This window comes from Hydrogenophaga sp. (assembly GCF_051007235.1).
GTDB lineage: Bacteria > Pseudomonadota > Gammaproteobacteria > Burkholderiales > Burkholderiaceae_C > Hydrogenophaga.
Genome location: NZ_JBPCSJ010000576.1, coordinates 1 through 22,375 on the forward strand (window position 1 = coordinate 1; position 22,375 = coordinate 22,375).

The 22,375-nt window shown below is 69.6% G+C and carries 21 protein-coding genes; 3 read left to right on the plus strand and 18 right to left on the minus strand.

Annotated features, from left to right (window positions below):
• Positions 1-9 precede the first annotated feature (9 nt).
• From ACR2JA_RS20525 to ACR2JA_RS20565, 9 genes are all read right to left on the minus strand, one after another.
• The gene (locus tag ACR2JA_RS20525) at positions 10-996 is read right to left on the minus strand and encodes a branched-chain amino acid ABC transporter permease (RefSeq protein WP_434010912.1); all 987 of its coding nucleotides are present in this window, start codon (positions 994-996) and stop codon (positions 10-12) included.
• On the minus strand, positions 993-1,730 hold the full coding sequence (locus tag ACR2JA_RS20530) for an ABC transporter ATP-binding protein (protein WP_434010913.1): 738 nt from the start codon (positions 1,728-1,730) through the stop codon (positions 993-995). Before ACR2JA_RS20530 ends, ACR2JA_RS20525 begins: the two co-directional genes overlap by 4 nt.
• Positions 1,727-2,494 carry an ABC transporter ATP-binding protein gene (locus ACR2JA_RS20535; RefSeq protein WP_434010914.1) on the minus strand — a complete coding sequence of 256 codons (768 nt, stop codon included), beginning with the start codon at positions 2,492-2,494 and terminating at the stop codon, positions 1,727-1,729. Before ACR2JA_RS20535 ends, ACR2JA_RS20530 begins: the two co-directional genes overlap by 4 nt.
• 137 nt (positions 2,495-2,631) lie before the next feature.
• Complete coding sequence (locus tag ACR2JA_RS20540) at positions 2,632-3,828, minus strand: substrate-binding domain-containing protein (protein ID WP_434010915.1); 1,197 nt, start codon at positions 3,826-3,828, stop codon at positions 2,632-2,634.
• 167 nt (positions 3,829-3,995) lie between these two features.
• A complete protein-coding gene (locus tag ACR2JA_RS20545) occupies positions 3,996-5,480 on the minus strand; it encodes a sigma-54 interaction domain-containing protein (protein WP_434010916.1) in 1,485 nt (494 codons plus the stop codon).
• A gap of 15 nt (positions 5,481-5,495) precedes the next feature.
• Positions 5,496-6,131, minus strand: a complete 636-nt coding sequence (locus tag ACR2JA_RS20550; RefSeq protein WP_434010917.1) for an HAD family hydrolase — start codon at positions 6,129-6,131, stop codon at positions 5,496-5,498.
• A 258-nt stretch (positions 6,132-6,389) separates the two neighbouring features.
• Positions 6,390-7,883 carry a tripartite tricarboxylate transporter permease gene (locus ACR2JA_RS20555; RefSeq protein WP_434010918.1) on the minus strand — a complete coding sequence of 498 codons (1,494 nt, stop codon included), beginning with the start codon at positions 7,881-7,883 and terminating at the stop codon, positions 6,390-6,392.
• A 25-nt stretch (positions 7,884-7,908) separates the two neighbouring features.
• On the minus strand, positions 7,909-8,445 hold the full coding sequence (locus tag ACR2JA_RS20560) for a tripartite tricarboxylate transporter TctB family protein (protein ID WP_434010919.1): 537 nt from the start codon (positions 8,443-8,445) through the stop codon (positions 7,909-7,911).
• An 80-nt stretch (positions 8,446-8,525) separates the two neighbouring features.
• Positions 8,526-9,488 (minus strand): tripartite tricarboxylate transporter substrate binding protein, encoded by a 963-nt coding sequence (locus ACR2JA_RS20565; protein ID WP_434010920.1) that lies wholly within the window; start codon positions 9,486-9,488, stop codon positions 8,526-8,528.
• A gap of 131 nt (positions 9,489-9,619) precedes the next feature.
• Here ACR2JA_RS20565 and ACR2JA_RS20570 point away from each other — a divergent pair, with 131 nt between their 5' ends.
• From ACR2JA_RS20570 to ACR2JA_RS20580, 3 genes are all read left to right on the plus strand, one after another.
• The gene (locus tag ACR2JA_RS20570; RefSeq protein WP_434010921.1) at positions 9,620-10,300 is read left to right on the plus strand and encodes a response regulator transcription factor; all 681 of its coding nucleotides are present in this window, start codon (positions 9,620-9,622) and stop codon (positions 10,298-10,300) included.
• A 115-nt stretch (positions 10,301-10,415) separates the two neighbouring features.
• Positions 10,416-11,852: a sensor histidine kinase gene (locus ACR2JA_RS20575; protein ID WP_434010922.1), complete on the plus strand. Its 1,437-nt coding sequence runs from the start codon at positions 10,416-10,418 to the stop codon at positions 11,850-11,852.
• A 5-nt stretch (positions 11,853-11,857) separates the two neighbouring features.
• Positions 11,858-12,295, plus strand: coding sequence for an RNA-binding S4 domain-containing protein (locus ACR2JA_RS20580; protein WP_434010923.1), 438 nt, complete (start codon positions 11,858-11,860; stop codon positions 12,293-12,295).
• 54 nt (positions 12,296-12,349) lie between these two features.
• Here the strand turns inward: ACR2JA_RS20580 and ACR2JA_RS20585 are convergent, their stop codons facing one another.
• From ACR2JA_RS20585 to ACR2JA_RS20625, 9 genes are all read right to left on the minus strand, one after another.
• Entirely contained in the window at positions 12,350-13,258 is a 909-nt protein-coding gene (locus ACR2JA_RS20585) for a DMT family transporter (RefSeq protein WP_434010924.1), read from the minus strand.
• Positions 13,259-13,362: 104 nt separating this feature from the next.
• Positions 13,363-13,923 (minus strand): nuclear transport factor 2 family protein, encoded by a 561-nt coding sequence (locus tag ACR2JA_RS20590; RefSeq protein ID WP_434010925.1) that lies wholly within the window; start codon positions 13,921-13,923, stop codon positions 13,363-13,365.
• A 10-nt stretch (positions 13,924-13,933) separates the two neighbouring features.
• Entirely contained in the window at positions 13,934-14,812 is an 879-nt protein-coding gene (locus ACR2JA_RS20595) for an isocitrate lyase/PEP mutase family protein (RefSeq protein ID WP_434010926.1), read from the minus strand.
• A complete protein-coding gene (locus ACR2JA_RS20600) occupies positions 14,809-16,212 on the minus strand; it encodes an FAD-dependent oxidoreductase (protein ID WP_434010927.1) in 1,404 nt (467 codons plus the stop codon). The genes ACR2JA_RS20595 and ACR2JA_RS20600 overlap by 4 nt, the downstream gene beginning before the upstream one ends.
• On the minus strand, positions 16,209-16,799 hold the full coding sequence (locus tag ACR2JA_RS20605) for a cysteine hydrolase family protein (RefSeq protein WP_434010928.1): 591 nt from the start codon (positions 16,797-16,799) through the stop codon (positions 16,209-16,211). The genes ACR2JA_RS20600 and ACR2JA_RS20605 overlap by 4 nt, the downstream gene beginning before the upstream one ends.
• A complete protein-coding gene (locus ACR2JA_RS20610) occupies positions 16,796-18,874 on the minus strand; it encodes a hydantoinase/oxoprolinase family protein (protein WP_434010929.1) in 2,079 nt (692 codons plus the stop codon). The genes ACR2JA_RS20605 and ACR2JA_RS20610 overlap by 4 nt, the downstream gene beginning before the upstream one ends.
• Positions 18,871-20,553, minus strand: a complete 1,683-nt coding sequence (locus ACR2JA_RS20615; RefSeq protein ID WP_434010930.1) for a hydantoinase B/oxoprolinase family protein — start codon at positions 20,551-20,553, stop codon at positions 18,871-18,873. The genes ACR2JA_RS20610 and ACR2JA_RS20615 overlap by 4 nt, the downstream gene beginning before the upstream one ends.
• Positions 20,550-21,062 (minus strand): 3-isopropylmalate dehydratase, encoded by a 513-nt coding sequence (locus tag ACR2JA_RS20620; RefSeq protein ID WP_434010931.1) that lies wholly within the window; start codon positions 21,060-21,062, stop codon positions 20,550-20,552. Before ACR2JA_RS20620 ends, ACR2JA_RS20615 begins: the two co-directional genes overlap by 4 nt.
• On the minus strand, positions 21,059-22,375 hold the full coding sequence (locus tag ACR2JA_RS20625) for a 3-isopropylmalate dehydratase large subunit (protein WP_434010932.1): 1,317 nt from the start codon (positions 22,373-22,375) through the stop codon (positions 21,059-21,061). Before ACR2JA_RS20625 ends, ACR2JA_RS20620 begins: the two co-directional genes overlap by 4 nt.

A 22,375-nucleotide genomic window follows, 5' to 3' on the forward strand; every position in this document is an offset into this window, starting at 1 on the left:
GGGTATTCATTACCGGCTCGTCACGGGGTAAACACCTTGGGGTCGCCACAGCAGGATGGCCACCATCAGCGCGATGTTGGAGAACAGCGCCACCTTGGGCACCAGGAAGCCGGTGTAATTGGCCATCAGGCCCACCAGCAGCGCCCCGATGAGCGCGCCCAGGGTGGAGCCCAGTCCGCCAATGATGATGACGATGAAGATCAGCACGTTGACCTGCGCACCCATCTGCGGCGTCACGCTCTGCTGGTACAGGCCCCACATCACGCCGCCCAGGCCGGCCAGCGCGCTGCCGGCCACGAACACGCCCACGAACAGGCGCTTGATGCGGTAGCCCAGCGACTCGACCATCTCGCGGTCCTGCACGCCGGCGCGGATCAGCAGGCCGACTTTGGTGCGGTTGAGCGTCCAGACCATGGCGGCGAACACCGCCGAACCGACCAGCACCGCCACAATGCGGTACTTCTCGACCGAGGCATCGCCCAGCAGCAGCGAGCCGCGCAGCGCCTCGGGCAGCGGCAGCGCGATCTGCCCCGGCCCCCAGATGACCTTGATCAGCTCCTCGCCGATGATCATGCCGCCCATGGTGATCAGGATCTGCTTGAGGTGCATGCCGTACACGGGACGGATGATGAAGCGCTCGAACACCAGGCCCAGCGCACCGGCCACCGCCATGGCCACCAGCATGGCCGGCAGGATGGCCAGCAGGTTCAGCCACAGGCTGTCGGCCGTGGTGTACGTGCCCATGCTGGCCAGCACCGTGGTGGCGACGAAGGCACCGAGCGCGATGAACACGCCGTGGCCGAAGTTCAGCACGTCCATCAGGCCGAACACCAGCGTCAGGCCCGAGGCGATGATGAAGACGATCATGCCCATGGCCAGGCCAGCGACGGTGAGCGTGAGCCAGGTGGCGGGGCTGCCCACGGCCGGCAGCGCGGCCAGCGCGAGCACCGGCACCAGGGCCATGGGCTTCCAGTCGAATTCCTTCAGCGCGTTCATTGATGGGCTCCGAGAGAAAGGCCCAGCAACTTGCCTTGCAAGGCTTCGTCGGCGGCCAGTTCGGCCATGCGGCCGCTGTGCACCACGCGCCCGTCGTCCATGACGGCCACGCTGTCGCCCAGCTGCTTGGCGAAGTTGAAGTTCTGTTCGACCAGCAGGATGGTGGTCTGCGCGGCCTTCAGCTCGCTGAAGGCCGCGATCATGTTCTGGATGATGGCGGGCGCCAGGCCCTTGCTGGGCTCGTCGACGATGAGCAGCTTGCGCGGCTCGACGATGGCGCGCGAGACGGCCAGCATCTGCTTCTGGCCACCGCTGAGCTTGCGGGCCGGGTGGGTCCAGAACTTTTTCATGGCCGGGAACAGACCGAAGATCCATTCGAGCCGCGTGGTGTCGATGTCGTCCAGCGTGCGCGCGCCGCGCGCGGCCAGCAGCATGTTCTCGCGCACCGACAGGTCCGAGAAGATGCCCATGCTCTCGGGCACGTAGGCCACGCCGCTGGTGGCGATCTCGGGCGTCTGGCGTGCGGTGATGTCCTGCCCCGCCAGCGTGATACGGCCCTGGCTGGCGTGCCACAGGCCCATGATGGTCCGCAGCGTGGTGGTCTTGCCGGCGCCGTTGCGGCCCAGCAGCATGGTCAGCTCGCCCTTGGGAACGACCAGGTCCACACCGTGGAGGATGTGGTACGCGCCGATGTGCGTATGAACCCCTTCAAGCTTCAGCAGTGCCTCGCTCATTCAGCCACCTCTTCTTTTTCCTCGGGGTTGATGCCGAGGTAGGCCTGCTGCACCACGGGCGAGGCGATCACGGTCGCGGGGTCGCCGTCGGCCACCAGCTCACCGTTGTGCAGCACGATGATGCGGTCCGAGAGTTCACGCACCACGTCCATCTTGTGTTCGACCAGCAGGATGGTCTTGGTCTTGTCGGCCTTGAGCTGCCGGATCAGGTTCAGGATGACCGGCACCTCGTCCACGCTCATGCCCGCGGTGGGTTCGTCGAACATGAAGACCTGCGGCTCCAGCGCCATCAGGATGCCCACTTCGAGCTTGCGCTGGTCGCCGTGCGGCAGACTGGACGCGAGCTGGTCGCCCTTGTCGGCCAGCGCCACGGTTTCCAGCACCTCGTCGGCTCGCACGATCAGGTCGCGCCGGTCGCTCCAGATCTTCCAGAGGTTCAGGCCCGCGCCCGCCCGCGCCTGCACCGCCAGCCGCACGTTCTCGCGCACGGTCAGGTTCGGGAACAGGTTGGTCAGCTGGAAGGCCCGCCCCAACCCGGCCTGCGCCCGTGCGGCTGCGCCCTGGGCCGAGATGTCCACGCCGTTGAGTTTCACGCGCCCGGCGCTGGCCTTGATCTGCCCCGAGATCAGGTTGAAGTAGGTGGTCTTGCCGGCGCCGTTGGGGCCGACGATGGCGGTGAGCGTGCCCGGCGCAAAAGCGCAGGACACAGCATTCACCGCCACGTGCCCGCCGAAGCGGACCGTGAGATCTGAGGTTTCGAGCATGGAGGCTCCGGTGGCAAGAGGACTTGTCGCGGCTGCTGCCGCGACCTTCCAGAACACGGCGGAACCGGCTTTGCCGGGCCGCTCGTGTTGTCCCCCTGGGGGGAAGCCGCGAAGCGGCGCAGGGGGGGGCTACCCGATCACTTCTTGTTCCGAATCGGAATGTCGAGTTCCGACGGCTTGATCTCGCGCACCAGCTCCGGCACACCCCACGGGAAGGCCGGGTCCACCTTGATCCTGAAGTGGTACATGCTCTGCATGGCCTGGTGGTCTTCCTTGCGGAAGGTCATCGTGCCCTTGGGCGTTTCAAAACTCATGCCTTCCATGGTCTTGATGAGCGTGTCGGTCTTGGTGTCGCCGTTGGTCTTCTTGAGCGCGGTCACCACAGCCATCGCGGCGCTGAAACCACCGGCGGTGAAGAAGTCTGGCGGTGCCTTGAACTCCTTGTAGTGCTGGGCCACCAGGGCTTCGTTCACCGGGTTCTTGGGGATGCCGAAGTAGTAGTACAGCGCGCCTTCCATGCCCGGGAAGTTCTTGTACGCGACCATGGCCGGCAGGATGTTGCCGCCCGTGGCCAGCTTGATGCCGTAGCGTTTTTCCAGCTCCATTTCCGCGATCTTCGGGAACGGCGTCGGCGCGCCCGACCAGGCCACCGAGATGTACTTCTTGCCCGGCTGGTCCTTGAGCTTGTCGACGATGCGCAGCAGGCCGGCGGTGAAGTCGGTCGTGCCCACGGGCAGGTATTCCTCGTGGACCACCTTGGCCTTCTTGGTGAATTCCTTGGCGGCCTTCACGCCGTCGCGACCAAAAGCGTTGTCGTTGGCCAGCATGGCGATCACGTTGCCCGGCTGGTCCAGCGCGGCGGCGTTGGCGGCGGCGTCCGGGCTGCTGTTGCGGCCGGTGCGGAAGAGGTACTTGTTCCACTTGTCACCGGTGATGGAGTCGGCCACGGCGGGCTCGACCAGCAGGATCTTCTGGTATTCCTGCGCGACCGGCAGCATGGCCAGCGCGACGGGCGAAGCAGTCGGGCCGATGGCCAGGTCGACCTTGTCGTCGGCGTAGGCGGTGGCCAGCAGGCTCTTGCCGATGTCCGGCTTGCCCTGATCGTCCTTCTCGATGACCACGATCTTCTTGCCACCGACCATCATGGTGCCATTCGTGGCGTAGTTCAGGCCCATCATCAGACCGGTCTGGGTCTGCTTGGCGTAGGCCTCCAGCGGACCGGTCTTGCTGTAGATGTGGGCGATGCGGATCTCGCCCTTGTTGGACTGGGCGAAACCGAGCGTGGCTGTGCAGGCAAGGGCCATCACCGCAACGCGGCGCGTGGTCTGGAACATGTCTTGTCTCCTGGTTGTGGTCAGGCCACCGGGGCGGCGCCTTCACCCCCGACTTTGCAGGGAGCGTGCCAGGCAAGAAGCCCTTTGTGAATCAACGACTTGCAGAACAACAGGCTTGCTACCGTCTGAAATTCAGACACCCCATGTCGCATTAAATTGACTGACTTTCAGACAGTTGTCTGATTTTCAGACATATCGCCCAGTTTGTCGTACAGGCTTGCGCGCGAGATGCCCAGCCAGCGGGCCGCGGCCGCGCGGTTGCCGCCGGTGCGCGCCAGGGCGGCCGCGATGGCGCGGCGCTCCAGATCGGCGATCTGCTCGGGCAGTGGGCGCTCGTCCAGCGCCACTGCCGGTCCACTGCGCAACGACACAGCTGGTGCCACCGCCGGTTCGATGTGGTCCAGCCCCGACTGGCGCAGCACCTGCTCGACCAGCGCCGCGTGGATCTGCGGCGTGTCGCTGCGCAGGGCCAGCTGTTCGAGCACGTTGCGCAGCTCGCGGATGTTGCCGCGCCAGGGCTGCGCGGCCAGCAAGGCCTGGGCACCGGCGTCCAGCTCGTGCTGGGCGCTGCCGCCGCGCGCGGCGATGTCCTCACACAGCGCTTCCACCAGCAGTGGCAGGTCGTCACGCCGCTCGCGCAGCGGCGGCACGCGGATCGGCAGCACGTTCAGCCGGTAGTACAGTTCCTCGCGGAACCGGCCCTCGCGCACCAGCTGGGCCAGGTCGCGCGAGGTGGCCGCAACCACCCGCACGTCGCAGCGGATCAGCTGGTTGGAGCCCAGGGGCTCGATCTCGCCATCCTGCAGCGCGCGCAGCAGCTTGACCTGCACGGTCATGGGCATATCGCCCAGCTCGTCCAGGAACAGCGTGCCGCCGTCGGCCAGCTTGAACTTGCCCTCGCGCCCCTTCTTGTCGGCCCCGGTGTAGGCACCGGGCGCAACGCCAAAGAACTCGGCTTCCATCAGCGCCTCGGGCACCGCCGCCATGTTCACCCCCACAAACGAACGACCCGCTCGCGGCGACGCGGCGTGGATGGCATGGGCCAGCAGTTCCTTGCCGGTGCCGGTTTCGCCCAGCAGCAGCACCGGGCTGGCCGACAAGGCGGCGCGGCGCGCCTGGCGCTTGACCTCCAGCGCGGCCGGGCTGGTGCCCACGAAGCTGGCGAAGGTGTACTTGGCGCGGCGCTGGCTGGCCAGCTCGCGGCGGGCCTCGTTCAGGTCCTGCTCCAACCGCGCGAACTTGGCAATGAAGGGCTGCAGCGTGGTCTCGGGGTGGTCGAACAGCACGATGCCCAGCACCCCGATCACCTCGCCCGTTTCATCGCGCAGCGGGATGCGGCTGACCACGAAAGTCCCGGCCTTGTTGGTCAGCAGGTCGATCAGGATCGGTTTGCCGGTCTCCAGCACCTGGTGCATCTGCGTGTTCTGCACCACGCTGGAGACGGGGTGACCGACAAAGTCTTCCTCGCGGGCATAGCCCAGCGCGGGCAGGAAGCGGCGGTACTGGTCGTTGATCCACACCACCCGCCCCTTGCGATCGACCAGCAGCATGCCTTCGCTGGCGTTGGCAAACAGGTCGAACATGGAACGCGCGGCCAGCTCCAGGATGCTCTGGGCGTCGCGCGGGAGGCGGGTGTCACTCATGTTCGGCATGTTACGTCGCGGCGGTCAGTCCTTGAGCAGGCCGGCCGCCGCCAGCTGCGCCCGCACCTGAGGGGCCGATTCGAAGCGCACGCCCTGCCAGCCGTGCGGCTGCGCGGCGTCGAGGTTGCGCTGCACGTCGTCGATGAACCAGACGCCCTGCCCTGCCAGCCCGAACCGCTCCACGGCCAGCGCGTAGATGGCGGCGTCGGGCTTGATCTGCTGCACATGGGCCGAGAAGATGCCGTCCTCGAAGGCGCTGAAAAATGGTTTCTCGCGCAGCAGGTGCTCGGCGTACGGCGTCGGCATGTTGGACAGGAAACACAGGCGATGCCCCTGCTCGCGCAACTCGTGCAGCAGCGCTTCCGTGCCTTCGAGCGTGACCAGGTGCGGCGGGATGGCGTCGATCACCGCCTGAACGTCGCCGACCGGCAGGCCGGTGCGCTGTGCGATGCGCCGGGCCAGCGCGTCGGGTTCGATCTGTCCCAGGTCGAACAGCGCCCAGTCGCTGCCCGGATCGAAGCCCTGGAACAGCTGGCGCGCCAGCGCCTGTGCGCGCTCGTGGTCGGGGGCGTGGTGCGGCAGCAATTGCTGCAGCAGGGTCAGCGGCTGCCAATGCAGTAGCACGCCGCCGAGGTCAAAAATCACCGTCTGCGAAGTCATCCGGTGATTCTCGCCGCCGCGCAGCGAGAGCACACCGACCTTCGGTGCGAAGTGCCTGCGTCCAGGGCACCCGTGGAACGGGCTTTGCCCGGCCACCAGGTGCGTCCCCCTCGAAGCGCCGCAGGCGCGCCACGGAGGGGGCTGAGGACCGCGGCTCCCAAGCCTGCCTGCGCAGGCTTGGACGGGACGAAGAGACATCGCCTCTGGCGATGTCGCGGCCTGCAAGGCGCGCGTCAGCGGCGCAGGGGGTGCCTCGCTTCAGCTCCTTCTGTGCCAGGCCAGCAGGCGCGGCGTGACCAGCACCAGCAGCACGATGGCCAGCAGCGTGGCCGACATCGGGCGCTGGAAGAACACCTCCACGCTGCCTTCGCCGATAGACATTGCGTTGCGGAACTGCGCCTCAGCCAGGGGGCCCAGGATCAGGCCCACGATGACGGGCGCGGTCGGGAAGTCGAAGCGGCGCATGACCACCCCCACCAGCGCCAGACCGAACATGACGAACAGGTCGAACGAGCTCTGGCGCATGCCGTACACGCCCACCGTGGCAAAGATCAGGATGCCCGCGTACAGCGGCGCCTTGGGGATCTTCAGCAGCTTGACCCACAGGCCGACCATGGGCAGGTTCAGCACCAGCAGCATCACGTTGCCGATGTAGAGCGAAGCGATCAGCGCCCACACCAGGGTGGACGAGGTCTGGAACAGCTGCGGGCCGGCGTTGATGCCGTAGTTCTGCAGCGCGCTCAGCAGGATGGCCGCGGTCACCGAGGTGGGAATGCCCAGGGTGAGCAGCGGCACCAGCGTGGCCGTGACGGCGGCGTTGTTGGCGGCTTCCGGGCCGGCCACGCCTTCGATGGCGCCGGTGGTGCCGAACTCGGCCTTGTGTTCCGGCGACGCGAGCTTGCGCTCGGTTGCGTAGCTCAGGAAGGTCGGGATCTCCGAGCCGCCGGCCGGGATGGTGCCGAAGGGAAAACCGATGACCGTGCCGCGCAGCCAGGCGGGCCAGGACCGCTTCCACTCGGCCCGGGTCATGTGGGCCTTGTTCATCTTGTTCAGGCTCGCGTCGCTCTTGCCTTCGTACAGGGCGTTGTAAAGCGCCTCGGTCACGGCGAACAGGCCCACCGCCACCAGCACCACCTCCACACCGTCCATGAATTCGATGATGCCGCCGGTGTAGCGCACCTGGCCGGTGATCTGGTCCATGCCGACCAGGCCCAGGGCCAGACCGAAGAACAGCGCGGTGAGGCCGCGCAGCGTGCTCTGCCCCAGCACCGCGCTGACGGTGGTGAAGGCCAGCAGCATCAGGCAGAAGTACTCGGGCGGGCCGAGCTTGACGGCGAATTCGGCCAGGAAGGGCGCGAACAGCGTCACCAGCACGGTGGCGATGGTGCCCGCTACGAAAGAACCGATGGCCGCCGAGGCCAGCGCCGCACCGGCGCGCCCGCTCTTGGCCATCTTGAAGCCTTCGAGTGCGGTCACCATGGTGCCGGTTTCACCCGGGGTGTTGAGCAGGATGGAGGTGGTCGAGCCACCGTACATCGCGCCGTAGTAGATGCCCGCGAAGAAGATCATCGACGCGGTGGGCTCCACCTGGCCGGTGATGGGCAGCAACATGGCCACCGTGACCGCCGGGCCCAGGCCGGGCAGCACGCCGATGGCGGTGCCCAGCGCGCAGCCGGCCAGCGCCCACAGCAGGTTGATGGGTGTGCCCGCGGTGGCAAAACCGCCGAGCAGGTTGTTCCAGAGTTCCAACATGATGAGTTCCTTGCTCCCGCGCTGATCAGAGCCAGCCGGTGCCGGTGAGGCCCGGCAGGTTGACGGCGAGGAATTTGGTGAACAGCCAGTAGGTCGGCGCCGAGATCAGCATGCCGATCACCACGTCTTTCACCGTCTGCATCGCGTCGCCCGCGGGCTTGCCTTCGCTGATGCGCAGGCCCCGCACCGCCAGCGTGAAGCACAGCGCGCAGCTGAGGATGAAGCCGATGCTGGTGATCAGGGCCGCATTGCCCAGGATGCCGGCCGAGACCCAGGCCAGGGCGTGCCAGTCGCCGCGCGCGGCGCCCGAGGGAGGCTCCATCTTGCGAAAGCCGCCGGTGCGCACTTCCCAGATCAGCAGCACGCCGCACAGGGCCATGGCCGCCGACACCAGCCAGGGCAGGAAGTCGGGGCCCACGCCGGCGTAGCCCGCGTCGGACGGGATGTTGGCCGCGCCATAGGCCAGCACGGCGGCCAGCAGCACGGCCCCGACGCCGATGGCCAGCTGACCGGGACGGTGATCGGGGTGCGATTCGGGTGCACCCAGGGATTCGGTTGGCATGTGAGCAACTCCTCGCAGGAACAAAAAAAGGCCGCGACGCGAACGCCGCGGCCGCGGTGTGGAACCGGCTCTGCGGCCGTTTACACCATGCCGGCGCGGACCATGGTGGCGCGCAGGGCGGAGAAGTCCTTGTCCACGAACTCGTCGAAGGCCTTGCCGGTCAGCAGCGCGGGTGTCCAGTTGTTCTTGACCAGCGCGTCCTGCCAGGCCTTGCTCTGCGTGGCCTTGATCACGCGCTGCGTCAGCGCATCGCGCTGCGCCGGGGTCAGGCCGGCGGCGCCGAACACGCCGCGCCAGTTGCCGATCTCGACGTCGATGCCCTGCTCCTTGAGCGTGGGGATCTTGTCCAGGCCCTTGACGCGCTGGCCCGAGGTGACGGCGATCGCCTTCATCTTGCCGCTCTCGATGTACTGCTGGAATTCGCTGTAGCCGCTGCCGCCCACAGTGACGTTGCCGCCCAGGATGGCCGCCACGGCTTCACCGCCGCCGCGGAACGGCACGTAGTTGATCTTGGCCGCGGGCACGCCGACCGACTGCGCGATCTGCGCCGCAGCGATGTGTTCGGTGGCCCCACGCGAGCCGCCGCCCCACTTGATGCTGCCAGGGTCCTTCTTCAGGGCTTCGACCACGTCCTTCATGGTGTTGAAGGGCGAATTGGCCGGCAGCACGAACACGTTGTATTCGGTGCTCAGGCGGGCAATGGGCGTGAGCTGGGTGATGGACACCGGCGGCTTGCCGGTGATGATGCCGCCGAGCATGACGGCGCCCATGACCATCAGAGCGTCCGGGTCGCCCTTGGAGGCGTTGTAGAACTGGGCCAGGCCGATGGCGCCGGCCGCACCGCCCTTGTTTTCAAACGTCACGGTGTCGGCCACCTTGGCGTCGCGCAGCGCCTCGCCCAGGGCACGGCCGGTGCCGTCCCAGCCGCCGCCGGGGTTGGCGGGGATCATCATCTTGATGTTGTTGGCGGCCCAGGCGGCATTCGGCAGGGCGCCCGCGGCGGCCAGAGCGGCCAGGGATTTGAGGAAGGTGTCACGACGCATGAACAGTCTCCGGTGGTGGTGGATCAACAGCCCTGATGTTCCTGTCGAACGCTGTCAATCGGCTGTCCAATGCCTCAGGGCTTTCCCTAGGGCGTCCCCCATGGGCCGGGCGTGCTGATAATGGCCACCGCATGAAACTGCTGCTGATCGAGGACAACCCCACCCTGCAGACCACGCTGGCGCGCACCTTCGAGCGCCGCGGCATGCAGGTGCTGACCTGCGGCGACGGCGAACGCGCGCTGGCGCTGTGGCAGGCCAGCCTGCCCGATGCCGTGCTGCTGGACCTGAGCCTGCCCGGGCGCGACGGCCTGCAGGTGCTGGGCGATGCGCGCGCCGCCGGCCTGGCCACGCCGGTCATCATCCTCACCGCGCGCGGCACGGTAGGCGACCGCATCATCGGCCTGAACACTGGCGCAGACGACTACCTGCCCAAGCCCTTTGACCTCGACGAACTCGAGGCTCGGGTGCGCGCCCTGGTGCGCCGATCGGGCGGCGCCGCAGAGGCCGCCAGTACCGGCCGCAGCGCCGCCTGGTTCGGCATGCAGCTGGACAAGGACAACGGCGCCGTCTACTTCGATGGCGTCCCGCTGGAACTGGCCCCTCGCGAACTGGCCCTGCTGCGCGCAGTGCTGGCCAAACCCGGCCAGGCCCTCGCCAAGGAACGCCTGACCGAACTGGTCTTCCCAGGCGAAAGCCAGGTCCAGCCAGAAGCCATCGAGGTGGTGGCCTACCGCCTGCGCAAGAAGATCGCCCACACGGGCGCCCAGCTGGTCACGCTGCGCGGCCTCGGTTACCTGCTCAAGGCAGCATGAAGATCGCCCCCGCGTCGCTTCGCGCCACCCCCTTCAGGGGGCAACACCAGCGGCCTGGCAAAACCGGTGCCGCGATGTTGCTGGACCGAACGCCCCTCCTCCGAAGCGTTGCCTGATGAAACAGCTGTCGGTTGCACACAAACGGTCACCTTCCCTGCGAAGCACGCTGTTGCTGGGCATCCTGCTGCCGGTGTTTGGCTTCGTGCTCGTCAACACCGTGGTGCTCTACCGCCAGGCCCTGGTCGCCGCCGACACCGCCTACGACCGCACCCTGCTGGCCTCGGCCAAATCGCTGAGCGAACAGCTCAGCCTCGAAGGCCACGGCGAGCAGGCCCGCGTGCGCTCGACCCTGCAGTACTCGGCACTGGAGGCTTTCGAGGCCGACAACCGCAGCCGCATCTTCTACCGGGTCAGGGGCTTCAGCGGCGAGATGGTCTCGGGTTTCGATGACCTGCCGCCACCCCGGAAACCGCTGCCCGAGCAGTACATCTACGCTGCGCTGGTGCACTTCTACGACGACGAATACCGCGGCATGCCGGTGCGCATGGCGGTGCTGCTGCAGCCGGTGGCCAGCAGCACCTCACAGGGCATGAGCACCATCCAGGTGGCCGAAACACTGCAGCTGCGCCAGACCCTGGCGCGCCAGATCCTGGTGGACACGCTGTGGCGCCAGGCCGCACTGGTGCTGGTCATCGTCGGCGTCGTGGTGTTCGTGGTGCAGCGCGCCACCCGTCCGGTGCGCGCCCTCAGCCACGCGCTGACCGCGCGCAGCGAAAACGACCTGTCCCCCCTGCCCGCCGACGACGCGCCGCGCGAACTGCAGCCGCTGGTGGAGGCCACCAACCAGCACATGCAACGCCTGGCCCACCTGCTGGAACACCAGAAGCGCTTCGTGCGCGACACCTCGCACCAGCTGCGAACGCCGCTGGCCGTGCTCAAGACGCAGGTGCAGTCAGCCCGGCGCGGCGACGTGCCGCCGGCGCAGGCGCTGGAAGAGATCGGCCACACCGTCGAGCGCGCCACCGAGCTGGCCAACCAGATGCTGGCGCTGGCCAAGGTCGAGCAGCTGCGCGAAGACCGCGACGCGCCGCGCATGGACTGGACCGACGTGGTGCGCAAGGTCGCGCTGGACCTGGCACCGCTGATCGCCGACCGATCGCTGGACTTCTCGCTCGAACTCCCCGACCACGAGGTCACGGTGCGTTCGCACGAATGGGCGCTGCGCGAACTCAGCCGCAACCTGCTGCACAACGCCATCCAGCACACCCCGGGCGGCAGTCGCCTGGCGGTGGGGCTGGTGGCCGACGCACAGACCGCGGCGCTGACCGTCAGCGACAGCGGACCAGGCATCTCGGCCGCGCTGCGCGAACGCCTGTTCCAGCCCTTTGCCACCGAACCGCAGCGCCGCAGCGGCGGTACCGGTCTGGGCCTGGCCATCTGCCACGGCATCACCCAGTCGCTGGGCGGCACCATCGAACTGGTCAACCGCGAAAACCACGGTCAGGTGCAGGGTCTGGACGCCACCGTGCGCCTGCCCCTGGCCCCCCTCTGAACACCATGACACAGGCATCCGAAGGCAAGGTCCGGCTGGACAAATGGCTCTGGGCCGCGCGCTTTTACAAGACACGCAGCCTCAGCAGCGACGAAATCGACAAAGGCCGCGTGACGGTCAACGGCCAGGTGGCCAAGCCCTCGCGCGACGTCAAACCCGGTGATGTGCTGGAACTGCGCAGCGGCCCGGTGGTGCGCACCGTGGTCGTGCGCGCGCTCAGCGGTGTGCGCGGCCCGGCCCCGGTGGCCGCCCTGCTCTACGAGGAAACGGCCGAATCGCTGGCGCGCCGGCAGGACCAGGCCGAACAGCGCCGCCTGGCCCCCGAACCCGCCCTGGCCCTGCAACAGGGCCAGCCCACCAAACGGGACCGCCGCGACATGCAGCAGCTCGCGGGGCGCGGGCAGTGGAACCAGCGCTGGAGCGCGTCGCTGGACGACGAATAAATGGCCCGCAGAGGCTGAGAGGGCATTGGGCGTGCCCAATGCCCTCTCAGCCTCTCAGGCCTTGCGCGTGCCCAGCCACACCACCGTAGCCACCACCAGCAGGCCGCCAGCCACCTGCACCGGCGCGATGGACTGCCCCAGCACCGCCCAGGCCAGCACCAGCGCGAAGATCGGTTCGATGTTCATGATGGCCGAGTTGCCCACCACCCCCAGGCGCGGCAGCACCGTGAACATGATGGTGAAGGCCGTGCCGTACAGCGCCGTCAGCCCCAGCAGCCCCCACCAGCCCGGCGCGGCCGTGGGCAGGTGGAACCCGCCCTGGTAGGCCATCCCGGCCAGTGCGAGCACGGCCACGATGCCCATGGTGCTGAAGGTGCGCAGGCGGCCGTCGAGGTCGCCCGCCTCGTGCTTCGTCAGCACCAGCGCCAGCCCGAAGGTGGCCGCGGCCGTCAGGGCAAAGGCCACACCGGCGCCGATGCGGCTCCAGTGCCCGGCCGCCCCCAGGCCGGACGCGGCGCCCAGCACGTCCAGCGCCAGGGCCAGGCCCAGCAGCATCACCGGCATGGCGCGCACCATGTTGCGGTGCGGCCGGTGCCCGTAGACCAGCCGGGCCCACAGCGCCGTCCACAGCGGGTAGGTGTTGAAGGCCAGCAGCGCCAGCGCCACCGGCAGGCGCGCCACCGCCGAATACAGACACAGGCTCTGCACCCCCACCAGCAGGCCCATGGCGGGCAAGGCCTTGCGGTGGCGGGCGGTCAGGCGCACCGGCACGCGGTAGGCGCGCAGCAGCAGCGCCACCACCAGCGCGGTGACGCCGCTGCGGAACGCGACCGCGGTCGGCACGTCGACGCCGTTCTCGAACGCGAGCCGGGCCGCGACGTGGTTGGCCCCCATCATGAAAGCGATCAGCAACAGGGTGGCGAAAGCGGTGCCCGTCAGGGCGCGCGAAGCAGGTGCGGTCATGCGGCATTGTCCCGCGGGATCGGGCCGCGGCTGCCGCCGGACAGACGCAGCGGAGACGCACCGGTGACGCCCGGGTCATGGCCCGCCCGGGCAGGTGAGGTGGATCAGCTGCGCGGCCGGTGCTCGCCCAGGTCGTTCCACACGTCCTGACGGTGCAGCAGCCCGCCCTGCACCTCGAACCGGTCGATGAACCGGATGCCGGCAAAGGCCTGGCCGTCCGGCCATTCACCAGACAGGGTGCCGTGGCAGTGCACCACGCAGGTGTCGCCGCGCCAGGCTTCGTCGAAGGCCTCGAAGGTCTTGGCGACCGAGCGGTAGCGCTGGCGCCCCCAGTCCACCAGCTGCTGCAGGGTGGTGAACCGCACCCCGCCGGGGAACTGCATCTGGAAGCCCGGCGCGAGCATCGCCCGGGCGCGGTCCAGGTCGCGCGCCTGCATGGCCGACAGGAAGGCCTGCACCACCTCGGTGGCCACCGGGTGGGCATGGTTACCGGCCACGAACACGCGGCCGTCGCGCTGGTAGGTCGCGGCCTCGTTGATGAAGGTGGTGATGCCGGCCGGCGGTGCGGCGATCACCGAGGCCACCGCCTGCGACACACGCGCCACCAGCCGCTCGCGCACCTCGGGGCTGTAACCGGGCAACAGGGTGATCTGGGTCACGGGCATGTCGGTCTCCTCAGGGTTGGCGGTCGGCGTCGTAACGGGTGCCCTGCGCCAGCAGCTCCGGGGTGCCGATCAGGGCGTTGAGCTGGTCGAAGTCGAGCATGTCGGCCTGCCAGGGGGCGGTGGTCTGGTGGGCTTTGAGGCTGGCGAAGTAGCCCTGCAAGGTGCGCGCGATGGCGCGCACCGTGCCCCCGGGGAAGATGACGATGCGGTAGCCCAGGCGCCCCAGCTCGTCGGCTGGCGTCACCGGTGTCTTGCCACCTTCGACCATGTTGGCCAGCAGCGGGACGCGACCGGCGAACCGCGCCGCGGCGTCGGCCAGCTGCGCCGGGCTGCGCAGGGCTTCGATGAACAGCGCATCCACCCCGCAGGCCAGGTAGGCTTCGGCCCGCTCCATGGCACGGTCCCAGCCCTCGATGGCCAGGGCATCGGTGCGCGCCATCACCAGGGTGTCGGCGCTGTGGCGCGCATCCAGCGCCGCCTTGAGCTTGCCGACCATCTCGGCCTGTGGCACCACGGTCTTGCCGTCCAGGTGTCCGCAGCGCTTGGGAAAACCCTGATCCTCCAGCTGGACCATGGCCGCGCCCGCGCGCTCGAAACCGCGCACGGTGCGCTGCACGTTCAGCGCGTTGCCAAAGCCCGTGTCGGCGTCCACGATCACCGGGCGGTCCACCCGCTCGGTGATGCGCGCGAGCGCGTCCTGCACTTCGGTGAACGTGGTGAGGCCGATGTCGGACCGGCCCAGGCGCGTGTAGGCCAGCGAGGCGCCCGAGAGGTACAGCCCCTCGAACCCCGCCTGCTGCGCCAGCAAGGCGCTGAAGGCATCGAACACGCCCGGGCACAACAAAGGCTCGTGGGCCTGCAGGCGCTGCCGCAGCGAAGGAATGCTCATGGTGCGGTCTCCGGTTGCAGGTGGCGGGCCAGGCTGTCGGCCGCGATGAAGCCGCCGGCCACGGCGCTGAGCAGTCCGTTGCCCGACAGGTAACCGCTGACGTCGTGACCCGACACACCGCGCGCCGCGCCGCCAGCGGCCCACAGGTTGGGCAGAGGCTGGCCGGCCGCGTCGAGCACGCGGCACTGCGCGTCCACGTCCAGCCCGCCCTGGGTGTGGAACAGGGCGCCGGTCACCCGCACCGCGTGGAACGGCGCCTGGAGCGTCCGCCTGAAGCCACGGCCGAAAGGGTCTGCGGTGTCCGGTGCCACCCCGTCCAGCGTGGCCTGCAGCGTGGACGGGTCACAGCCGATCAGCGCGGCCAGCGCACCCACATCGGCGCAGGTGCGCACCGCCCCGGCCTGCTGCGCCTGGACAAAGTCCGGAAAGCCCTGCGCCAGCGCCAGCACCTGGTCGTCGAACACGTTCCAGGCCTGTCCGCCGGGCTGCGCCACGACGTGCAGCGCCGCTTCGGAGTAGCCCTGCGATTCGTCGTGGAAGCGTTCTCCCCGGGCATTGATCTGCACGCCGCCTTCGACCATCAGGGCCCAGGTGATCAGCACCGCGTGCGGGACCGCCCACGAACCGTGCCCCTGGTAGGCCCGCAGGTCGGCCAGCCGAGCGCCCAGGGCTTCGCCCCAGCGCACCGCCGTGCCGTCGTTGCCCGGGTGCCCGGCGAAGGTGGCGGCCACCATCTCGGGCACGAAGCGTTGCAACAGGTCTGGCGCGCCGCCATAGCCGTTGCAGGCCAGCAGCAGCGCGTCGCAGGCCACCGCCTCCAGACTGCCGTCGGGCCGCTGCAGGCGCACGCCCAGCACGCGCTGTGCCTTGTCCACCACCAGCTCGCTCGCGCGGGCCTGGGTCAGCAAGGGGATCTCGCAACGCTCCTGGGCCTGCGCCAGCGCCTGGACCAGTGCCTCGCCGGTGCGCTCGCGCAGGGTATGCATGCGGTGGCGCGTGTGGCCGGGGTAGAGAAAACCGTCGAGAACTTCCCACTGCAGGCCGTGGTGGTCGGCCAGGAAGTCGAGCGCCGGGGCGATGGCTTCGGTGTAGGCCTTCACCAGGTGCGGGGCCGCCGTGCCGTGGGCCTTGTGCTGGATGTCCTGTGCAAAGCGTTCGGGCGAATCGTCCACCCCCAGCGCGCGCTGCACCTGCGTACCCGCGGCGGGGATGAAGCCCGACGACAGGCTGGTCGACCCCGCCGGGCGTTCGTCGCGCTCGGCCACCACGCACTCGATGCCCCGGTCCGCCAGCCGCAGCGCCGCGGTCAGGCCGCACGCCCCGGCGCCGATCACCAGCACCGGCACGTGCACCGGCGCGGTGAAGGCCGGTTCGACCACCACACGGGTCGGCGCCGTCATGCCAGCCCCTGCTGCACGAAGGTGGCAGCGTCCACCACCCGGGCCACGCTGGCCATGTCGGCGAGCGCGGTGGCGTGGGTCTCGGCCTTGAAGGCGGCGCAACCGTCGGCGATCACCCAGGTGTCGTAGTCCCGCATGTGGGCGTCGCGCACGGTGCTGGCCACCCCCCCGTTGGTGACGATGCCGCACACCGCCACGCGGCCCACCCCGGCCTTGCGCAGCAGCCAGTCGAGCTGGGTGTTGAAGAAGGCCGAATAGGCGACCTTCTGCACGCACACATCGACCACCGGTTGCAGTTCGTCCACACAGGCCTGGCCGCGGCTGCCGGGGGCAAAGTCGCCCCGCCGCAGAAAAGGCCGCAGCCGCTGCAGGTGGGGCGAGACCATGGGCTCGCCGCTGGCGTCGGGCCACAGCGTGAACTGGCTCGCCACGACCATGCCCCCGGCGGCCTTGATGGCCCGGGCCACCGGGAGCACGCGCGCGGGGATGCGCAACGCCTCGGGGTTGGCGCAGCCGCCGCGGGCGTAGGCCCCGTCGGGCGCGAGGAAGTCGTTCTGCAGGTCGATGATGACGAGGGCCGTTTTCATAGCGGGCGCAGGATGAGGTTGCCGAGGCGGTCGACGTTGGCCTCAAAGCCGGGGTCGAGCCAGACGGTGGTGTCGGCCTGCTCGAAGATGGCCGGACCGGTGATGCGGTGCCCCACGGGCAGGCGCAGCCGGTCGTAGCGCCGGGCCTGCACCCACTGGCCTTTGACGTACACGGCCTGCTCGCCCAGCGGTTCGGTGCTGCCCTCGCCCTGGGGAGCGAGCAGCGTCAGGTCGAACTTGGGCCGCACACCCACCAGGGCGTAGCGCAGATTCATGACGCGGATCGGGATGCCGTCGAGCACGCGGCCGAACTCGGCGCGGTAGATGGCCTCGAACGCGGCCTGCGTGGCGGCAGCGTCCAGCGCCGGCGCTGTCAGCGGCACGGCCACGGTGTGGGTCTGGCCCTGGTAGAGCATGTCCAGCGCGATCTCTTCGCGCACGCTCTCGAAGCGCACACCGGCCGAATCCAGCCGCTGGCGGCAGCGCTCGGCCAGATCGGCGCGCAGCGCGCGCAGCTGCGCGAAGTCGAGCGCCGCCAGGGACTGGTTCAGGGTCTGGACGGCGTCGTGCCGCATGTCGGCCATGACGCAGCCCAGGGCCGAGGTGACGCCCGGGTAGCGCGGCACGATGCCGGTGCTCACGCCCACTTCGCGCATCATGTCGCACACGTGCAGGCCGCCGCCACCGCCGAACGGCATGTAGGCGAACTGCCGCGGATCGTGGCCTTTTTCGATCGACACCAGCCGCATCGCACCGGCCATCTTGGCGTTGGCCACGGTCAGGATGGCCTCGGCTGCCTGCAGCACGTCCAGCCCCAGCGGCTCCGCCACGAAGCGGCGGATGGCTTCGCGGGCCTTCTCCACGTCCAGCGCACCGAGCAGGCCACCACCGAGCGGCCGTTCCGCGGCGATACGGCCGAGCAGCACGTTGGCATCGGTCACCGTCGGGCGTTCATTGCCGCGCCCGTAGCAGGCCGGGCCGGGCACGCTGCCGGCCGACTCGGGGCCCACCTGCAACATGCCGCCCACGTCCACGCTGGCAATCGACCCGCCGCCGGCGCCGATGGTCTCGATCTGGATCATGGGCGAGCGCACCACCATGCCAAAGGCGATGCTGGTCTGCGCCGCCAGCGCGGCCCGCCCGCCGGCGATCAGGGACACGTCGAACGAGGTGCCGCCGATGTCGCCGGTGATCACGTCCGGGTAGCCCGCTGCCGTGGCCATGGCCGCGCAGGCGATGACGCCGGCCGCAGGACCCGACAGCGCGGTCTTCACCGGCAGCTCGCAGGCGGTCTGGCGCGACATCACGCCCCCGTTGCTCTGCACGATCAGCAGTTCACCGTCGAACCCGTGGGCGCGCAGGTCGCCGTCCAGCCGCTCCAGGTAGCGGCCCACCACCGGCTGCAGGGCCGCGTTCAGGCTGGCCGTGGAGGCGCGCTCGAACTCGCGGATCTCGGGCAGCACCTCGGCCGCGGACGTGACGTGCGCGTTCGGCCAGACCGCCCGCACCGCCGCCACCGCCACCCGCTCGTTGGCCGGGTTGGCATAGGTGTTGACGAAGAACACGCACACGGCCTCGCACCCCTGCGCCAGCAACGCGGCCGCCGCCTCGCGCACCTGCTCCAGGTCCACCGGCGTGTGCACGCTGCCGTCGGCCAGCACGCGCTCGTCCACCTCCAGCCGCAGGTCGCGCGGGATCACGGGTTCAAAGCCGCCCCGCAGGCCCCAGGTCTGGGGCCGGTCGCGGCGCCGCATTTCCAGCACGTCGCGGAAACCGCGGGTGGTGATCAGGCCTGTGCGGGCGACCTTGCGCTCCAGCAGCGCATTGGTGCCCACCGTGGTGCCGTGGATGATGGTGGCCAGGCTGGATGCGTCGTCGCTGTCCGCGCCGTCGGCGCCCAGCACGCGGGCAATGCCGTTCATGAAGCCCACCGACTCTTCGCCCCGCGTGGACGGCACCTTGACGATGTCGACCCGCGAACTGGTTTCGTCGAGCACGAACAGGTCGGTGAAGGTGCCACCGACGTCCACACCCACCACGCGGCGGGCGGTCTTGTTGTCCGTTGTATGGCTCATGACCGCTCCCCGCTCAGACGGCTCACATAGCCCTGGGCCGCATCGGCCTCGCGCGCCTGCGCGGGTCGGGCCGACGGTGGCCCATACCCTCCTCCACCCGGGGTCTCCAGGCGCACGCGGTCGCCGCGCTGCAGCTGGATGCCCAGCATCTTCGACGCCATGGGCGGCCGGTGCCACTGCCCCCCGCTGTGGAAGCTGAACACGTTGAGCGCCGCCGGCTGCCCGCCGGCAATGCCCTTGGGCGCGGCGCGACCGCGCTCACCGAAGATGAAGCCTTGGGCCGATTGCTCCAGCAGCTCGATTTCATAGACCGCCCCCAGGCCGCCACGGTGCTCGCCGTCGCCGCCCGAGTCGGGCCGCAGCGACCACTGCGTGAAGCGCACCGGGTACGCGGCCTCCAGGATCTCCAGCGGCGGGATGGTCGCGGTGGAGATGGGCGCGTTGCCGTGGTTCAGTCCGTCACCGCCCGCATGGGCACCGTGACCGCCGCCGAAGAAGCTGAACATGACCCAGCGCTGCCCCTGGCGCGCCGCGTCGCTGCGGTGGCCGGCGATGGACAGTGCGTTGATGGTGCCGTAGGCCTGGGCCACCGAGCGTCGCGGGTCGGCCAGCGCCGCGGCGCTGAACACCACGTCGATCATGCGCAGGATGGTTTCGGTGTATCCCCCCACCGGGCGCGGGCGCTGGGCGGTGATGACCAGCCCCTCGGGCATCACGAAGTCGACCGCATCGAGCACACCGGCGTTGGCCGGCACGTCCGGGAACAGGTGCTTGAGCGCCACGTAGCAGGCCGCCACGGCGGTCGCGCGGGAGATGTTGACCGGCCCCGCACATTGGGGCGAGCTGCGCGAGAAGTCGAGTGTGAGCCGATCGCCAGCCACGGTCATGTCCAGCGCGATGGTCAGCGGCGCATCGGTCACGCCGTCGTTGTCCAGCGTGTCCTCGAAGGCGTAGACGCCGTCGGGCAGGGACGCGATCTCGGCTTTCATGAGCCGGCGCGCCCGCTCGCGCAGCGCCTGCAGGGCCTGCAGCACCAGCGGTTCGCCGTAGGCGTCCAGCAGGTCGGCCAGGCGGCGGTCGCCCAGTTCCAGCGCGGCCAGCTGGCCGTTGAGGTCGCCCCACAGGCTGTCGGGCAGGCGGGTGTTGGCCATCAGGATGGCGAGCACGTCCGGGTTGAGCTTTCCCCCCTGCACGATGCGCACCGGCGGGATCTGCACCGCCTCCTGCCAGCATTCGGTGGCCGCCGGGTTGTAGTTGCCGGGCACGGCACCGCCCACGTCGTGCCAGTGCGCGGCCGACGCGATGAAGCACACCAGTTGGCCGTCGCGGAAGATGGGGCGCACGAGCTTGAAGTCGTTGGCGTGGGTGCCGCCTTCGTAGGGGTCGTTGAACAGCCAGGTGTCGCCGGGCTGCATGCCACCGTGCTGCTCGGCGGCGCGCATGGCGGCGCGCACCGCAAAGGCCATGGCCCCCACGAACACCGGCAGGCCGGACTTGCCTTGCACCAGCGTGTCGCCGCTGCGCGCGTCGTACAGCCCGTGGCAGGCGTCGTGGGCCTCGGCGATGATGGGGTTGAAGGCACTGCGGTACAGGGTCGCGTCCATCTCGTCGGCGATCTGCTCCAGGCGCCCCTTGAGCACCGCGAGGGTGACGGGGTCGATCGGGGCTACAGCGGTCATGGGGTTCCTCGGGCGAGTCGTTGTTTCAGTTCGTTGAGCAGGCCGCCGCAGCGCACCCGCTCCATCAGAAAAGGCGGCACGGGTTCGCAAGCCAGGCGTTCGCCGCCGGCGCGCAGCAGGGCCGGTGCCAGCGGGTCGGCGGCGTCCAGCGCCACCCGCTCGCCCTCCTCCAGGCGCTCGGCCTGCGCACAGGTCAGCAGCAGCAGGCCGACGTTGAAGGCGTTGCGGAAGAACAGACCGCTGTAGCTGGGCGCCACCACCGCCCGCACCCCCAGCGCCACCAGCACCGCCGCGGCCTGCTCGCGCGAGGAGCCGATGCCGAAGTTGGGGCCGGCCACCAGCAGGTCGCCGGGGCGCACGCCGCCCGCGAAATCGGGCCGAAGCGATTCCAGGCAGTGGCGGGCGATCACGTCCATGCCGTGTTTCATGGCGTGGCCCGGGGCCAGGGCGTCGGTGTCGACGTCGGCGCCCAGGCGCCACACGCGGTGCAGGGGTTCGGCTGCGCTCATACCAGCACCTCGCGCGGGTCGGTGATGCGGCCGCGCAGGGCCGAGGCGGCCACGGTGTAGGGCGAGGCCAGGAACACCTCGGCCTCGGCAGATCCCATGCGGCCCTTGAAGTTGCGCGCCGTGGTGGCGATCACGCGCGTCGCCCCCTGCACCGCCTGGCCGTAGCCGGCGCAGGCACCGCAGGCGCTCGGCAGAAACTCGGCCCCGGACTGGCGCAAAGCGTCTGCCACGCCTTCGCGTTCGGCCTGCTGTTGGTCGTGCACGCTGGCGGGCGCCACCAGCAGGCGCACGCCGTCGGCCACGCGGCGCCCGCGCAACACGCGGGCCGCGGCCTGCAGGTCTTCGAGCTTGGCGCCGGTGCAGGCGCCGATGTAGGCCAGCTGCACCGCCTCGCCCGCGGTGTGGCCCACCGGGTGGCTGTTGGCCGGGCTGTGTGGCGAGGCCACCATGGGCGGCAGGCTCGCCGCGTCGAATACATGCTCGGTCACGGCGGCGCCTTCATCGGTCTGCCACTGCGCCAGGTCGTCGTCGCCGATGCCCTGGTCCACACCGGCCTCGCGCAGCCAGGCGGCGGTGGTGGCATCGGGGGCGATGAGCCCGGCCTGCGCCCCCAGCTCGGCGCTCATGTTGGACAGCGTCATGCGCTCGGCAATGCCCAGGCCCCGCACCGTGCTGCCGGCGAATTCGATGGCCTGGTAGCCGCCACCGTTCATGCCGAAGCGGCCGACCATGTGCAGCATCATGTCCTTGGCGCAGACGCCGTCGGCCAGCGCGCCGTCCCAGCGCATGCGGATGGTGTGGGGCACGCGCAGCCAGATCTCGCCGGTGACCACCACACCCAGCATTTCGGTGCTGCCGATGCCGAACATGTAGCAACCGAAGGCGCCGCCGGTGGGCGAGTGCGAGTCACCCCCCACGCAAAACATGCCCGGTCGCAGGTGGCCTTTTTGCGGCAGCACCACGTGGCAGATGCCCTGGCTGTCGTGCACGTGCGGCAGCGCCTGCTCGCGCGCCCAGTCGCGGGCGATGCGCACGATGCGCCGCGCGTCCTCGTCGGCCTCGGGCACGAAGTGGTCCATCACCAGCACCACGCGGGACTTGTCCCAGATCGGCGCGCCCAGCTCTTCGAGCATGGGCTTGAGCCGCCGCGGGCCCGAAGAGTCGTGGAACATGGCCAGGTCGACCCGGCAGTTCACGATGTCGCCCTCGCGCACCGCGGACACGCCGGCGGCGCGGGCGATCAGCTTCTGGGCCAGGGTCTGCGGCATGGGTGGCGTCTGTAGGGTCTGCGCCGGGGTGTCGGGTGTGCCCAT